Origin of the sequence: Flagellimonas pelagia (assembly GCF_003584135.1) — a bacterium.
Classification (GTDB): domain Bacteria; phylum Bacteroidota; class Bacteroidia; order Flavobacteriales; family Flavobacteriaceae; genus Flagellimonas; species Flagellimonas pelagia.
In genome coordinates, this window is sequence record NZ_QXFI01000006.1 from 26,704 (window position 1) to 42,561 (window position 15,858).

The window sequence follows — 15,858 nt, forward strand, 5'->3', positions numbered from 1 at the left end:
ACCAAGGAAAAAAGTTTTGGAAAGAAGAAACCCCGGTAAATTTACCGGGGTTGATACATTGATAAGCTATACTAAACACTAACCATTAACTATAAAAAATACAGTCTTACCAATGAAATTTTTTATATATACAATAGACGGATTTTTTTTAAAATCGTTACAGTCTATCTTTGAGTTTAACACTAAAATTAACAAATGACAAAAACACTAGTTTTTGGGGCTTCAACAAACCCGGGAAGATACAGTAACATGGCAGTTCGTAGGTTGGTCGATCAAAATATTGAAACGACCGCATTTGGGATACATGGGGGAACTGTATCTGGGATACAAATTAAGGACAACTTAGTTGATTTTCAAAATATTGATACCGTAACTTTATATCTGAACCCAACCCATCAAAGGGAATATTACCAGAAAATCGTGGATTTACGGCCTAGAAGAGTGATTTTTAACCCCGGAACCGAAAATCCGGAATTTTATGAAATCCTTGAAAAAGAAGGCATAAAAGTAGAAGTTGCCTGTACTTTGGTCCTGTTGGCTACAGGGCAATACTAGGTTCCAATTCCTTTTTTCTGATCAACCACAGGCCAAAAAAGGTCAGCAATCCATTAAGGGGCAATAACTCATAACCCATTTGGTAACCGCCCAAATAGGAGGCAGGGATATTAGCCACCAAAATGATGATGGTGACCGATAGAACGGCCACAACCCATACATAGGCATCCTTGATTTTGTGCTTGGTAAAAATACCAAAGGCGAAAAGACCCAATAGTGGGCCATAAGTATAGCCAGCGACCGTAAGCAAGCTATCGATTACATTACTGCTCAAGATGTATTTGAAGGCAATGATGACAATGATCAACATGATGCTCATGCCCACGTGTGCCTGTTTTCGTATTTTCTTTTGCTCTACCTCTTCTTTCTTTTGAACGTTGAGAAAATCCACACAGAACGAAGTGGTCAAAGAGGTAAGCGCACTGTCCGCACTGCTATAAGCGGCAGCGATCAATCCCAGCATGAAGGTGATGGAAAGGGTAAGCCCCAAACCACTATTGAGTGCAATTTCGGGGAACAGCAAATCTGTTTTGGGAGTTCCGTCCATTAGCGGGATGCCAATTCCGTTTTGTTTGGCATAGATGAACAATAATGCCCCCAGAAGCATGAACAAAAAAGTGACCCCGACCAAAACAAAGCTGAACCAGACCATGTTCTTTTGGGCATCTTTCAGTGATTTACAGGTGAGGTTCTTTTGCATCATATCTTGGTCCAGCCCCGTCATACATATCGTCACGAACATGCCACCCACAAAGGACTTTATAAAATAGTTTCGGTCTAAAAAGTTGTCGGTGACCAAAAAGGAACTATAGTTTTTCAATTCATCCGACTTAATAAATTCCCCAAAGCTCCATCCCAATTCTTGGTTGATCAACACAATGGACAGGATAACGGCCAATATCATGAAAAGGGTTTGTAGCGTATCGGTCCAAACAATGGTCTTTATACCTCCTCTATTGGTATATATCCAGATCAATAAAATGGAAATGACCACCGTAAACTCAAATCGCACTCCAAGGTCATCAAACACAAACTGCTGCAATACAATGGCGACCAAATATAACCGGAACGCGGCTCCCAAAACCCGAGAAACAAAAAAGAAAAACGCCCCCGTTTTGTGGCTGACCTTACCAAACCTTTCCAGCAGATACTCATAAATAGAGGTGAGGTTGTATCGGTAATAAAGGGGAAGCAATACAAAGGCCACCACAAAATACCCGAAAAGATAGCCTATCACCACTTGCATGTAGGTAAAATGGATGTCCTCCACCCAACCGGGCACCGAGATAAATGTAACACCGGAAAGCGAAGCCCCGACCATCCCAAAGGCCACCACATACCAAGGCGATTGTTTTCCTGCTTTAAAAAAATCGGCGTTGGAATCGTTTTTTCCAGTAAAGTAAGAGATCAATATAAGGACCAAGAAATAAGCACCTATAAGCAAGAGAATCTGAGTGGCTGACATAAATGGTATTTGATTTGCAAAGTACGAAAGTAAATTGGTAACACTAAAATCGTAATTTTGTTGGAGATTTGACGCTATGGAATTTTCATCCAAACTATTGGAAAATGCAGTGTATGAAATGTCGCAGTTGCCAGGAATAGGTAAGCGCACGGCTTTGCGTTTGGTGCTTCATCTGCTCAAACAGCCCGAGGAACGGACGGAGCATTTGACCCATGCCCTTTCCAAATTGAAAAACGAAGTGAACTTTTGCAGGAGCTGCCACAACATCTCGGATACAGAAATCTGTGAGATCTGCGCCAACCCGAAAAGGGACGAGACCTTGGTCTGTGTGGTGGAGGATATTCGCGATGTGATGGCTATAGAAAATACTTCTCAATATAACGGTCTTTACCATGTGCTGGGAGGCAAAATTTCCCCCATGGAGGGGGTTGGCCCGCAGGATTTGAACATCGTATCGCTGATCAATAAAGTGAAGGAAGGAAAAGTAAAAGAACTCATCTTTGCCTTGAGTTCCACCATGGAAGGGGATACCACCAACTTTTATATCTATAGACAGTTGGAAGGTATGGAGGTAACGACCTCTACGATTGCCAGGGGAATTTCGGTGGGGGATGAACTGGAGTACGCCGATGAGGTCACCTTGGGACGAAGTATTTTAAACCGCGTACCTTTTGAAAATTCAATGAAGGCCAATTAGTCGGATTGCTAAATAATGAATATAAAACAAGAATAAGTGAATTTCTTTAGTATTTTTGCAAAATAGAACCTGAAATCACTTTGATAAGTAAGAATATGTCAAAATTTGAACTGAAATTACCGCAAATGGGAGAAAGTGTCGCTGAGGCTACCCTTACCACATGGTTGAAGGAAGTGGGCGATACCATTGAAATGGACGAGGCTGTTTTTGAGATTGCCACGGACAAGGTTGATTCTGAAGTGCCCAGTGAAGTGGAAGGTATTCTGGTGGAGAAGCGGTTTGACGTAGACGATGTGATAAAAGTAGGAGAGGTGGTCGCCGTGATCCAGGTCAATGGGGATGTGGAGCTGCCAACTGAAGATTCCACTACAACAAGTGTTGTTTCGGAGCCTGTTGAGGAGCCCGTAACGGTTCTTGAAAGCAATATGGCACAGACGCAAAAAGCTGTTGCTCCTTCCACAGCGGATTTTTCGAGTTCGGATAGGTTTTATTCCCCTTTGGTGAAAAATATCGCTAAGGAAGAAGGGGTTTCCATGGAGGAACTGGAAGCCATTATAGGTACCGGGAGTGAAGGTAGGGTGACCAAAAATGATATTTTGGGGTACTTGGAAAATCGTACTTCCAACGGAAGTACTAAACCTGCAGAAGCAACAGCTGTCAAGGAAACCAAGCTTGTGGAGGCGGAAGTGAAACCAGTAAAAGAAGTCACGGAGAAACCAAAACCTGCAGCTATACCTGTGGGCGATGGGGATGAAGTGATTCCGCTTACCCGAATGGGCAAACTGATTGCCCACCATATGATCGAGAGTGTTTCCACTTCGGCACACGTACAGAGTTTCGTGGAAGTGGATGTGACGAATGTGGTAAACTGGAGGAATAAAGTAAAAAATGCCTTTGAGCAAAGGGAAGGTGAGAAGCTCACGTTTACCCCAATATTCATGGAAGCAGTGGCCTTGGCCTTGAAGAAATTCCCTATGATGAACATTTCTTTGGACGGCGAAAAGGTCATTAAAAAGAAAAACATCAATTTGGGTATGGCGGCAGCCCTTCCTGATGGCAACCTGATCGTACCTGTGATCAAAAATGCCGATCAACTGAATTTGGTGGGTATGGCCAAGACTGTAAACGATTTGGCCAACAGGGCCAGAAACAACCAGTTGAAACCAGATGAGGTGAAAGATGGTACTTATACGGTGACCAATGTGGGAACCTTCGGAAGTGTTTTTGGTACCCCGATCATCAACCAGCCACAAGTGGGTATCTTGGCTTTGGGTGCTATCCGAAAAATTCCGTCCGTGATTGAAACAGGTCAAGGAGAGTTCATAGGAATCCGCAGTAAAATGTTCCTTTCCCACAGTTACGACCACCGTGTGGTAAATGGTGCCTTGGGAGGAATGTTCGTAAAAGCAGTGGCAGATTATCTGGAGGCTTGGGACGTGAATAGGGAAATCTAGAGGAAAACCTCTTTTATTCCCATGACTATGTTTAACTTTAAGGTTTTTAAGCCCCTTTTATTCAATCAATGAACCCCGCATGCAATTACAACTGACCAAACCCATTTGCTTTTTTGATTTGGAAACCACCGGCACCAATGTGGCCAAGGATCGGATTGTTGAGATTTCCATTTTGAAGATTTTTCCCAATGGCAACAAGGAAAGTAGGACATGGTTGGTAAATCCTGAAATGCCAATTCCAGCTGAATCGGAGGCCATTCATGGCATATCTGATGAAAAGGTGGCCAATGAGCCAACCTTCAAACAACTGTCAAAGGAAATCTATAAGATGATTCGAGACAGTGATTTGGCGGGTTTTAATTCAGATCGTTTCGATATTCCTTTATTGGTAGAGGAAATGCTGCGGGCCGATGTGGACTTTGATATGAAGAATATGGTTTCCGTGGATGTGCAGACCATTTTCCATAAAATGGAAAAGCGTACTTTGGAAGCAGCCTATAAATTCTATTGCGATAAAAGCCTGGATGATGCCCACAGTGCCGAGGCCGATACCATGGCCACTTATGAAGTGCTCTTGGCCCAGTTGGAGAGGTATCCCGAACTGGAGAACGATATCAAAAAACTGTCGGAATTTACCACACGGAAGCAATCCTTGGATTTCGCAGGGTTTATAGGTCTGGATGAAAATGAACAGCCCATATTCTCGTTTGGAAAGCATAAAGGAAGAACCGTAGATGAGGTCATGGAGGCTGAACCCGGTTATTTTGGATGGATTTTGAATGCGGATTTCCCTTTGTACACTAAAAAAGTCTTGACGCAGATCAAGTTGAGCAAGCTCAATAATAAGATATAATAAACATAACCCCACGACAGTATGAAGTTGATTTGTATAGGACGCAACTATGTAGATCACATAGACGAACTGAACAATGAGCGTCCTGAGGAACCAGTGGTTTTTATCAAGCCCGATTCTGCAATACTTCCAAAAGAGCAGGATTTTTATATCCCGGAATTTAGCAACGATATCCATTATGAGGTAGAGGTTTTGGTGAAGATCAAAAAGGTTGGAAAACATATCGCCAAGGAATTCGCCCATAAATACTATGATGAAATTGGCCTTGGAATCGATTTTACCGCACGGGATCTTCAATCCAAATTAAAGGCAAAGGGATTGCCCTGGGAAAAAGCCAAAGGGTTTGATGGTGCCGCGGTGATTGGAAACTGGGTGCCCAAAAGCAAATTTAAAAATGTGGATAATTTACGTTTTTCCCTATCCAAAAACGGGGAGAAGGTCCAAGATGGAAATACAGCTTTGATGCTCTGGAAGATAGATGAGATCATAGCACATATATCTACCTACTTTATGTTGAAAAAAGGAGATATTATATTTACCGGTACCCCTGCGGGTGTTGGTAAAGTAAGCCCAAATGACTACCTTGTCGGTAGCTTGGAAGATGAGAAGCTATTTGAAATTAATGTAAGATAATGATTTACAGCCTCGATAAGATAAATGAGATGGCTGAGGGAGATGATGATTTCATAACCTCCGTAATCTCGGTTTTTTTGGAAGAAGTGCCTGAAGATCTGGAAGGATTGGAGAAGGCCATCAATGAAAGGGATCATGAAAGTGTATACAAATTGGCGCACAAAATAAAACCCAATGTGGATATCCTGGGCATGGAACAGACAAGGGCCATGGCACTGGAAATTGAGACCATGGGGAAAAATACGGCGAGCATGGAAGAAATAGAGGGAAAATTTCCCTTGTTGAAGAAAGATGTGCTTCAAGTGGTCGCCGAATTAAAAAAAGACTTCAATTTATAGATGCAAGCCGAAATCATAACCATTGGGGATGAGATTCTCATTGGGCAGATTGTGGACTCTAACTCCGCCTTTATTTCCAAGGAGTTGAACAAAATTGGCGTTTCGGTATACCAAATCACTTCCGTTCAGGATGATCAAGATCATATCCTAAGATCTTTGGAAGAAGCGGGAAACCGTTCCTCCGTGGTCATTGTTACGGGAGGACTGGGCCCTACCAAAGATGATGTGACCAAACCGACTTTATGCAAGTTTTTCAAAGATGAACTTGTCAAGAACGAAGAGGTCATGGCCCACATTGAGGAGCTTTTTAAAAAGTATATCAATTCACCCATTTCTGATTTGAATCGACAACAGGCCATGGTACCCACCAAGGCCAAGGTGCTCCACAATGCCTTCGGGACCGCTCCGGGACTTTGGATGAAAAAGAATAAGGTTTCCTATTTCTTTTTACCAGGTGTGCCCTACGAGATGAAAAATCTCATCACCACTTCCGTATTGCCGGCCATCATTGAGGAATATGAACGGCCTCACATAGTGCACAAGACCATCATGACCTATGGCATGGGAGAAAGTGCCATTGCCGAAAAAATAACGGATTGGGAAGACAACCTGCCTTCAGAAGTAAAATTGGCCTATTTGCCCAATTTGGGTAGGGTAAGACTCCGACTTTCCGCCAAAGGACCGGACAAAGAGGCTTTGTTGGCCATGGTGGAAGCAGAAGCGAGTAAACTGTACCCATTGATCGGTGATATCATGTATGGCGAGGAAGAAGATGGCGTCATAGAAGTCCAAATAGGTAAATTGTTGGCTGAAAAGCAAATGACATTGGCCACGGCCGAGAGTTTTACTGGCGGAAAGATTGCGGAACAGATTACATCGGTGCCAGGTGCCTCCAATTACTTTAAAGGAAGTGTGGTCTGTTATGCCACGGAAACCAAGGTGAAGGTTTTAGGAGTGCCGAAAGAATTGATTGACAGGCATTCCGTGGTTAGTGAAGAGGTTGCGATTGCCATGGCGGAACGGGCAAAAAACCTATTGGGAACCGATTTTGCCATTGCCACAACGGGCAATGCAGGCCCCACCAAAGGTGACTCGGATGCTGATGTAGGTACGGTGTATATTGCCATAAGTTCACCCAAGGGTACTTTTGCACAGCAATTCAGTATGGGAAACAATCGGGAAAGGGTGGTAAAGAAGTCTGTTGGTAAGGCTTTTGAGCTATTGTACAAAGAAATTTTAAATTTCTGAAAAAGAATTTTGTACGTCCCATTAAAATGGTATAAATTTGCAGCCTCAATAAAATCACTCAAAAGTTAGGGAGATGTCTAAAGTTTGTGAAGTTACAGGAAAAAAGGTGATGTTTGGAAACAACGTTTCCTTTTCTATCAATAAGACCAAAAGGAGATTTGACGTAAATGTTTCCAAAAAGAAATTTTACGTTCCAGAAGAAGATCGTTGGGTAACCTTGAACGTTTCTTCCAGAGGGTTGAAGATCATCAACAAAAAAGGGATCTCTGCTGTATTGAAGGAAATCGATTCCAAAAAGTAAGTAGTAAAAGCGATTTAAGCACATTACAATGGCAAAGAAAGGAAATAGGATTCAGGTTATTTTGGAGTGCACGGAGCACAAGGAGTCTGGTATGCCAGGTACTTCTAGGTACATTACCACCAAGAACAAGAAGAACACGCCAGATAGGATGGAAATCAAAAAATTCAACCCTATCCTTAAGCGTATGACCGTTCATAAAGAAATTAAGTAATCGCTTTTTCATCAAGAAAAAGGCAAACACAATATATAAGCCATGGCAAAGAAAACAGTAGCAACACTTCAGACAGCGTCAAAAAGATTGACCAAGGCCATTAAAATGGTGAAGTCTCCCAAAACTGGTGCATACACATTCGTAGAATCTGTAATGGCACCTGAAATGGTAAACGACTGGTTGAACAAGAAATAAGGAAATATCCTTTTCAAGATACAGGAAGCCGCTTTTAAGCGGCTTTTTTCATTCCCAGAGGCAAGCATTTAAGACCGAGGCCTGCTGAAAATGACCCCTTTCCAACAAAATTGCTTTAACAAAACTCCCCTTACTTTCCTATATTTGACATTCAACTAAGAACACGAGATGAGCTTATTCAAAAATATATTTTCAAAGGACAAAAAAGAGACTTTGGACAAGGGACTGGAAAAATCCAAGACCAGTTTCTTCAGCAAGTTAGGCAAGGCTGTTGCCGGAAAATCCAAAGTAGATGATGAGGTGTTGGACAATTTGGAAGAGGTGTTGGTTACCTCGGATGTTGGTGTGGACACTACGCTAAAGATCATTGAGCGTATTGAAGAACGCGTTTCCAAAGACAAATACATGGGAACTGATGAGTTGAATACCATTCTGCGCGAAGAGATTGCCGGGCTCCTTTCCGAAACCAACATCGGTGAGGAAACCGAAATCTCCGTCCCTAAAGACAAGAAACCCTATGTGATTATGGTAGTAGGTGTCAATGGTGTGGGGAAGACCACGACCATTGGCAAGTTGGCCCATCAATTCAAGAACAAAGGATACAAAGTGGTTTTAGGCGCCGCGGATACCTTTCGTGCCGCTGCCATTGACCAGTTGGAAGTTTGGGCCAAACGGGTAGATGTGCCGATCATCAAACAGAAAATGGGAAGCGATCCCGCTTCCGTTGCCTTTGACACTTTGAATTCTGCCGTGGCTGAAGGGGCTGATGTGGTTTTGGTGGATACCGCAGGTCGTTTGCACAACAAGGTCAATTTGATGAACGAACTTTCCAAAGTAAAACGCGTCATGCAGAAAGTGGTGCCCGATGCTCCCCACGAAGTGCTTTTGGTTTTGGATGGCTCCACAGGCCAGAATGCTTTTGAACAGGCCAAACAATTTACCAAGGCCACCGAAGTGACCAGTTTGGCGGTGACCAAGTTGGATGGTACGGCCAAGGGCGGGGTGGTCATCGGTATTTCTGACCAATTCCAGATTCCCGTGAAATATATCGGTGTGGGTGAGGGCATTGAAGATCTTCAAGTATTCAACAAATACGAGTTCGTTGACTCATTTTTCAAAATATAGGTTATGTACAAATACCTTTTAGTCTGTCTATTTATCGTTGGACTTTCGTCCTGCAAACAGAAAAATACTGAACCCCAAAAAGAGGTGGTCCTTTGGACCCCGTACAATGATTCGGCGGAAGTGGCGGCGAGTCAGGAGAATGAAAGTACGCGAATGCGTTATAAATTCATCCAAAGCAAGGTACTAGATAAGAATGAGGTATTCCAAGCTTTGTATGATGAGGTTTCCAAATTTTCCGAAGAGCAGTATGAAAAGATGAAACCCATGGTGTTGGAACAGGACATCCCGACGCTTCAAAAACATATCAAAAACGGTGATTTCAGCTATGAGGATTTGGTACTCTTCTACCTTCATCGAATTTACAAATATGAACTTCCGAACAACACCACCCTAAATACGGTGATTGCCTTGAATCCGAATGTGTTGGAGGAGGCACGCAAACTGGACGCCAACAGCGAGGGGCACCATTTGATCTATGGTATGCCCATTTTGTTGAAGGACAACATCGGAACATCTGAAATGCATACCACAGCCGGCGCCGTGGCCTTGAAAGACAGCCAGACCGATGACGCCTTTATTGTAAACCGTTTGAAAGCCAAGGGAGCATTGATCTTGGGCAAGGTAAACCTGAGCGAGTGGGCCAATTTTATCTGTGATGTTTGCCCTAATGGCCAGAGTGCCGTGGGCGGCCAAACCTTGAATGCCTACGGACGTCGGGTTTTTGATACAGGAGGTTCCAGTGCGGGAAGTGGTACATCTACAGCGGCCAATTATGCGGTTGGTGCAGTGGGTACCGAAACCTCTGGTTCGATTCTTTCCCCATCAGGACAAAGTTCCGTGGTCGGGTTGAAACCGACCATTGGATTGTTGAGCCGAACCGGAATTGTCCCAATTTCCAGCACCTTGGATACGCCTGGCCCCATGACCAAAAATGTGACCGACAATGCCATTTTGTTGGATGCCATGATGGGTAAAGACCCCAAGGATGCGAAGTCGGTGGAATCCGAGCCCGGTATCCTATCTGCTTGGATGCACCCGGAACCATTAAAAGAGGTTAGGCTTGGTGTGATGAAGAACTTGATGGAAAGGGATTCCATTTACGCCTTGGCGGTTCAAAAATTAAAGGATGCAGGTGCCCAACTTATCGAATTTGAACCTGAAAACGTACAGTTGGATAATTTTACGACCTTGTTGAACCTCGATATGAAAAAGGACCTGAGAGCCTATCTTGATGCCGAAGTGAAAAACAAGGATGTCGTAAAGTTGGAAACAGTGGAGGATGTGGTCAGGTTCAACAGTCAAGATTCGGTGGTCAGGATTCCCTATGGGCAGGCCCGTTTTGATGGTATTTTGGCAGATTCCACCACACAGGATGAATTTGAAAAGATCAAGACTGATTTGATGGCTGCCGGAAGGTCATTCTTCAAAATTATGGAGGAGAAAAATCTTGACGCCGTGTTGAGCATCAATAATTACCATGCAGGATATGCTGCTGTGGCGGAGTATCCAGCGTTGACGATTCCCATGGGATATAAGACAAGTGGCGAACCTGAAAATTTGACGTTTATTGGTAAACCTTTTACGGAAGCTCAACTGTTACGAATAGGTAAGGCTTATGAAGACCTCACCCACGCCCGAAAAATCCCGGAAGCGTTTAAGGATTAATTGATATAGGCACTCAATTTTTCCCAAAGCAAATTGTCAAAACTGGAAGGCCCCAATTGGCTTTCCCCGGCATCGTCCCCTAATCGTACGATGACCAGATTTTGACTGGGCACCACGTACAATTTTTGGTCAAAGGCCCCTAAACCGGCTATAAGATCACTTGGAGCTTCGGCTATCAACTCACCACTGAAGGTAGCTTCATTGCCTGGGACCTTAAAGTTATCCTTTCCATTGAGCCACCATAAATAGCCGTAAGATTGGTTCAGGTTTTGAGAAGTGTTCGTCATTGCAGTAAAATAGGATTTGTCCGAAAGAATTTCGTTCCCGTCCCAAGTTCCTTCATTCAAGCATAATAGGCCATAACGTGCCATACTTCTGGTGTTGCTGAAAAAAAGATTGTTGTATCCAACTTTGACCCAGGTGCCCTGCATGCCAATCTTATCCCGTATCTTTTGATAGGAATATTGTTTAAAATCCATGCCTGTGGCGTTGGTAACAATTTGGTCCAATAGGGTGTAGGCCGCATTGTGATAATACCAAAACGTACCGGGTTCATTTTTATACAATAGACATTCCTTGTCGTAGCAAAAAGGGTCGTCCACAGTATAATCCAAGCCTGTGGTCATGGTCAAATGGTGGCGTATGGTGATATTGGCTTCCTGTTCTGGGGTGAGCATGGACCAACCTTCACCCAAATAGTCCATAGAGGAATCTTCAATGGACAAAAAACCTTCTTCTTGGGCGATACCAACCGTCATGGCCGTCAAGGTTTTGCCGGCGGAGTTCCAGGAATGACTATCATCTGCGGTGAAACCACCAAAATACCATTCCACCACAATTTTCCCATCTTTTAAGATGATGAATCCATCGGTACCCTTTTCTTCCAGAAAATCATAAAGGGATTCTTCGGCATCCGTGTTCCAACTCAAATCCGTGGCCGAAACCGTTTCCCATGAAGAAGAACCCGTTGGAGGAAAATATAGTTCAGAGGTTTCTGGGTCAGGAGTGCCATCCCCGCCATCTTTTGGGTCGTCCCCTGAGGAACATCCGGTTATAAAAACGAAGAAAAGCAGCGATAGGGCGACCAGTTGTTTCATGGCATCACAATTTTTTATTGGACTATATTTTGTCCCATGGGTTTAACGCTGAAACAGGAAAAATATGCAGGCAAATCGATGTAATGCGCTGTGTTGTTGTATTTTTGCACTCCATTTATAGCAACTATGCGCACAAAATCGTTTAAAAAGAACAAAATCAATGTGGTAACCTTGGGTTGTAGCAAGAATGTCTACGATTCTGAAGTACTGATGGGCCAACTGCGTGCCAATAACAAAGAGGTGGTACACGAGGAGGAAGGCAATGTGGTGGTAATCAATACTTGTGGATTCATCGCCAATGCCAAGGAAGAGAGTGTGAATACCATTTTGGAGTACGTTCAAAAGAAAGAAGATGGGTTGGTGGACAAGGTTTTTGTGACCGGCTGTTTGAGTGAGCGCTACAAACCAGATTTACAGAAGGAAATCCCAAATGTGGACGAATATTTTGGGACCAGTGACCTTCCTAATTTGCTGAAAGCCTTGGGTGCGGATTATAAGCATGAATTGATTGGGGAACGCTTAACGACCACACCCAAAAACTATGCGTACCTGAAAATTGCAGAAGGTTGTGATAGGCCTTGTTCTTTTTGTGCCATTCCGATCATGCGTGGAAAGCATAAGAGCACCCCGATCGAGGATTTGGTGTCCGAAGCGGAAAAATTGGCTACCAAAGGAGTCAAGGAATTGATTCTGATTGCACAGGACCTTACCTATTATGGATTGGATCTGTATAAAAAACGGAATTTGGCCGAGCTGCTCGAGGCTTTGGTAAAAGTGGAAGGAATAGAATGGATCCGACTGCATTATGCCTTCCCAACAGGGTTCCCGATGGATGTTTTGGAGGTGATGCGAAGGGAGCCGAAAATCTGTAATTATATCGACATTCCCCTGCAGCACATTTCCGATAACATATTGAAAAGCATGCGCAGGGGAACCACTCAAGCCAAGACCACAAAGTTATTGCAGGACTTTAGGGCTGCGGTAACCGGTATGGCCATCCGTACCACTTTGATTGTGGGATATCCTGGGGAAACGGAGGAGGATTTTCAGACCTTGAAACAATGGGTAACCGATATGCGTTTTGAACGTTTGGGCTGCTTTACCTATAGCCACGAGGAAAATACCCATGCCTATACTTTGGTGGATGATGTTCCAGAGGAAGTGAAACAAGATCGTGCCAATCAGATTATGGAAATCCAATCCCAAATTTCTTGGGAATTGAACCAAGAAAAAATTGGGAAGACGTTCCGATGCATCATTGATAGAAAGGAAGGGAATTATTTTGTGGGTCGTACGGAATTTGATTCCCCAGATGTGGACAATGAGGTCTTGATCGATGCAACCAAACATTATGTGAAAATCGGAGATTTTACCACTATCAAGATCCTTGAAGCTTCTGATTATGATTTGTACGGGGAGCCAGCTTAACGATCTTGCATAAGATCAATGTGCTGCTCTTCCTCCACAGGGATGTCTGAAACCATAAGCGCATTTTTGATCACGCTACTCCAAAGTGCATAACCTTTTTTGTTCAAATGCAGACCATCGGACATGTACAACTCAGGCTTTGGCCGATTGTCCACACTGATCATTTGCCCGAACACGTTGATGAATTGGGCGTTGAGTTCCCCGATGACGTATTTGGAAAGCATCAGGTTGGTCTCGATGATCTGCGGAATCATGGCCTCACGTTCTATACTTGGTTTTAGGCTGATGAACGCCAATTGTACTTCTGGATATTTCTTGAGGATCATTTGCACCAACTTATTGCAATCGTTGAGTACCTCTTGCGGGGTCTTTCCTTGGGCCAAATCATTTTCACCAGCATAGAGCACGATCTTGTTGGGGTGCGCGTCTTCGAAGATCTCATCAAAATAATGGATACACCATGCATAGGTAGAACCACCAAAGCCTAAATTGAGCACATTGAAAGGAGCCAAATCCTTTTTCATACTTACCCAAAGCCTTACTGATGAACTGCCGTAGAAAATAGTAAGGTCTTTTTCATTTTCCACATTGGCCACCCTTCGTTTCAACCTACGGATTTCGTTTTTCCAAATTTCGGGAGGCTCCTCCATTAGTTTCGATACAGGTGCCATTAAAAGCTCATCCGCTCTTTCCCTTGCTTCCTGTACATAGGTTTTATAGGTCTCCTGGTAGGATTTTACAAATGAGGACAAGCTTTCAGGATTGTTTGTGGGCAATTTTTCACTCAGTTTGAAAGGAGGTAAAATCTTGCAATAAAAAAGTCCATCCGGAATCCTCCTGTCAAAATTGGCCAATACCAAAGGAACAATATAGGGTTCGGGTTCTGCTGTCATGGCCAACTTAAAAACCCCCATTTTGAAAGGTCCCGGGGATTCTTCGGTGGAATAGGAAGTGCCTTCTGGGCTGATGACCAGATTATGTCCTTCCCGTAGGTACTGCGAAGCGGTCTTATAAAAAATGCTTCTTGTTTCCTTTTTACTGTTGCCATCCACGATTTCGGATTCCTTGGTGTACACATTGATGTAACCAAGTTTGTTGTAATAATTCTGATGGCCGTATTCCTGACCACGGCCAATTCGAACCGTACGGATACCTGGGTCCTGATAGGTATCGTCCAAAATTTTTGAACTGATAAAATGTGAATCCAAGGTGATTTGGAACTTATTGTTCAGGGTATAGTACGAATGGTTGTACAGATGGTTGTAGATAAAGATACAGCCGCTTTTTTCGGGCAGGTTTTCCCAGCCTTCAATATGGTATTCCACATGGTCGAAAGCCTGTTTGGTCGCTTGCGCACATGCCTTTCGTACGCTTTCGGATTCCTCACCTTCCTGTTCCGCAACGGTTTCATAAATATGTTGAAGTCCCTTGGCAAATTTCAACTCCTGCATGTCTTCCTGTAATAATTCCAAGCTCAAGGAGGCAATATGTCGTTCCAAATGGGAACCATTTCCAACCAAATGGGCCAAGGTATCATATGCCAATTGTTTGGTGTTGGTATTGCGCAACAGATGAACGACTTGATGCAAGGGAGAGGAAAGGGCCAATCTCGATTTGTTGTTTTCAATGAGTTGGTACACGGCCTGAAGGTTGTGCTTGCCCAATAACCCAACATATCTAACAAAAGCTGCATTGATTTGGTTGCCCATCAACCAGAGCAACCGCATAAAGAAACGGCGCGCAAATTTCACATCGCAGGATAAAAGATCCAAAAGGTCTTTTTGATGGATAAAATATACCGAGGACTTTTGGGTGGTGAGGGCAGAACAAATATCCTTTTCGCCCATGGTGCACGACCAGCCAAAAATGAAACCAGGGTTGCTGATGGCCCGCTGCTGGATTTCAATGCTTCCCTCCAATCTTTTGATGGCCACTTCTCCATGGATCAAGATAAAAATGCCGTTTGTGGGCCTGTCCTGAATGTAGAGTACTTCATCCGGTTCATATTCACGCCGTTCCGCGAGCGATGCCATTTGGGAGAGCTGCTTTTCATCAAAATGATCCAAAAAAGGGGAACGCCGCATAAGGGAAACCACTTCCGATTTCTCGGCATCGGGACTTACAAAGAATTCCCTGTCCTTACGCAAAGGTCTATTTTGGGCTGCTTGTAAAAGGTCGGTCTGTTTTAGAAGGGCCTGTCTCAATTGATGGTATAAGGAGCCGCAGATTTTTTTAAGTAATGAATTTTCGACATCGTTCCTCAGGTAAGGTAACATTGCCCCAATCGGTACTTCAAAAAAAGTGGCTTGGTCCGATGCGACCACAATTTTATATGTATAGCGTTTGCGTTCGCTCAACCCATTAAGGCCCAAGGTACTCATGGGCTCGGAAATTTGGCAGACCAAGACTTCGTCTTCGGGATTCGCCAACGAAGTGTAGTAATCAAAAGTACCTTGAACCAACCATCTAAAAGTCTTGACCTTGGTGTGGATGTTACAGATGATATGGTCTTTAGGGTAGGATTGAAGGGTTCCTTCGGGGAACTGATTGATTAGGTGTTTAATTTCCGCGTTCAAATGCCTCACTGGCCTGT

Annotated in this window: 16 protein-coding genes; 13 read left to right on the plus strand and 3 right to left on the minus strand. The window is 43.7% G+C overall.

Annotation, left to right across the window (positions count from 1 at the left end; translation table 11 throughout):
• The first annotated feature begins 195 nt into the window (after positions 1-195).
• A complete protein-coding gene (locus D2V05_RS00450) occupies positions 196-555 on the plus strand; it encodes a CoA-binding protein (protein ID WP_119645633.1) in 360 nt (119 codons plus the stop codon).
• On the opposite strand, the gene D2V05_RS00455 is transcribed toward D2V05_RS00450, so the two are convergent.
• The gene (locus tag D2V05_RS00455; RefSeq protein WP_119645635.1) at positions 539-2,020 is read right to left on the minus strand and encodes a sodium:solute symporter; all 1,482 of its coding nucleotides are present in this window, start codon (positions 2,018-2,020) and stop codon (positions 539-541) included. The genes D2V05_RS00450 and D2V05_RS00455 overlap by 17 nt on opposite strands.
• 76 nt (positions 2,021-2,096) lie before the next feature.
• Between D2V05_RS00455 and recR the strand changes: the two genes are divergently transcribed.
• The 11 genes from recR (at position 2,097) to D2V05_RS00510 (ending at position 10,740) form a co-directional block, all read left to right on the plus strand.
• Positions 2,097-2,717, plus strand: a complete 621-nt coding sequence (gene recR, locus D2V05_RS00460) for a recombination mediator RecR (RefSeq protein ID WP_119642083.1) — start codon at positions 2,097-2,099, stop codon at positions 2,715-2,717.
• A 95-nt stretch (positions 2,718-2,812) separates the two neighbouring features.
• On the plus strand, positions 2,813-4,171 hold the full coding sequence (locus D2V05_RS00465; RefSeq protein ID WP_119645638.1) for a dihydrolipoamide acetyltransferase family protein: 1,359 nt from the start codon (positions 2,813-2,815) through the stop codon (positions 4,169-4,171).
• 79 nt (positions 4,172-4,250) lie between these two features.
• On the plus strand, positions 4,251-5,024 hold the full coding sequence (locus D2V05_RS00470; RefSeq protein ID WP_119645640.1) for a 3'-5' exonuclease: 774 nt from the start codon (positions 4,251-4,253) through the stop codon (positions 5,022-5,024).
• Between the two features lie 21 nt (positions 5,025-5,045).
• Positions 5,046-5,657, plus strand: coding sequence for a fumarylacetoacetate hydrolase family protein (locus tag D2V05_RS00475; protein ID WP_119645642.1), 612 nt, complete (start codon positions 5,046-5,048; stop codon positions 5,655-5,657).
• Complete coding sequence (locus tag D2V05_RS00480) at positions 5,657-5,995, plus strand: Hpt domain-containing protein (protein ID WP_119645644.1); 339 nt, start codon at positions 5,657-5,659, stop codon at positions 5,993-5,995. The genes D2V05_RS00475 and D2V05_RS00480 overlap by 1 nt, the downstream gene beginning before the upstream one ends.
• The gene (locus D2V05_RS00485) at positions 5,996-7,243 is read left to right on the plus strand and encodes a competence/damage-inducible protein A (RefSeq protein ID WP_119645647.1); all 1,248 of its coding nucleotides are present in this window, start codon (positions 5,996-5,998) and stop codon (positions 7,241-7,243) included.
• Between the two features lie 73 nt (positions 7,244-7,316).
• Entirely contained in the window at positions 7,317-7,544 is a 228-nt protein-coding gene (gene rpmB / locus D2V05_RS00490) for a 50S ribosomal protein L28 (RefSeq protein WP_119642089.1), read from the plus strand.
• A 28-nt stretch (positions 7,545-7,572) separates the two neighbouring features.
• A complete protein-coding gene (gene rpmG, locus D2V05_RS00495) occupies positions 7,573-7,755 on the plus strand; it encodes a 50S ribosomal protein L33 (protein ID WP_031444791.1) in 183 nt (60 codons plus the stop codon).
• Positions 7,756-7,797: 42 nt separating this feature from the next.
• Positions 7,798-7,950 carry a DUF4295 domain-containing protein gene (locus D2V05_RS00500; RefSeq protein WP_119642090.1) on the plus strand — a complete coding sequence of 51 codons (153 nt, stop codon included), beginning with the start codon at positions 7,798-7,800 and terminating at the stop codon, positions 7,948-7,950.
• Between the two features lie 168 nt (positions 7,951-8,118).
• Positions 8,119-9,075, plus strand: a complete 957-nt coding sequence (gene ftsY / locus D2V05_RS00505; protein WP_119645649.1) for a signal recognition particle-docking protein FtsY — start codon at positions 8,119-8,121, stop codon at positions 9,073-9,075.
• Positions 9,076-9,078: 3 nt separating this feature from the next.
• Complete coding sequence (locus D2V05_RS00510; RefSeq protein WP_119645651.1) at positions 9,079-10,740, plus strand: amidase family protein; 1,662 nt, start codon at positions 9,079-9,081, stop codon at positions 10,738-10,740.
• Here the strand turns inward: D2V05_RS00510 and D2V05_RS00515 are convergent.
• Complete coding sequence (locus tag D2V05_RS00515; protein ID WP_119645653.1) at positions 10,737-11,837, minus strand: serine hydrolase domain-containing protein; 1,101 nt, start codon at positions 11,835-11,837, stop codon at positions 10,737-10,739. The two genes, D2V05_RS00510 and D2V05_RS00515, sit on opposite strands and share 4 nt — an antisense overlap.
• Before the next feature lie 126 nt (positions 11,838-11,963).
• Here D2V05_RS00515 and rimO point away from each other — a divergent pair, with 126 nt between their 5' ends.
• A complete protein-coding gene (rimO, locus tag D2V05_RS00520) occupies positions 11,964-13,265 on the plus strand; it encodes a 30S ribosomal protein S12 methylthiotransferase RimO (protein WP_119645655.1) in 1,302 nt (433 codons plus the stop codon).
• Here rimO and D2V05_RS00525 read toward each other — a convergent pair.
• Complete coding sequence (locus tag D2V05_RS00525) at positions 13,262-15,850, minus strand: cyclic nucleotide-binding domain-containing protein (protein WP_235855347.1); 2,589 nt, start codon at positions 15,848-15,850, stop codon at positions 13,262-13,264. The genes rimO and D2V05_RS00525 overlap by 4 nt on opposite strands.
• Positions 15,851-15,858: the final 8 nt, after the last annotated feature.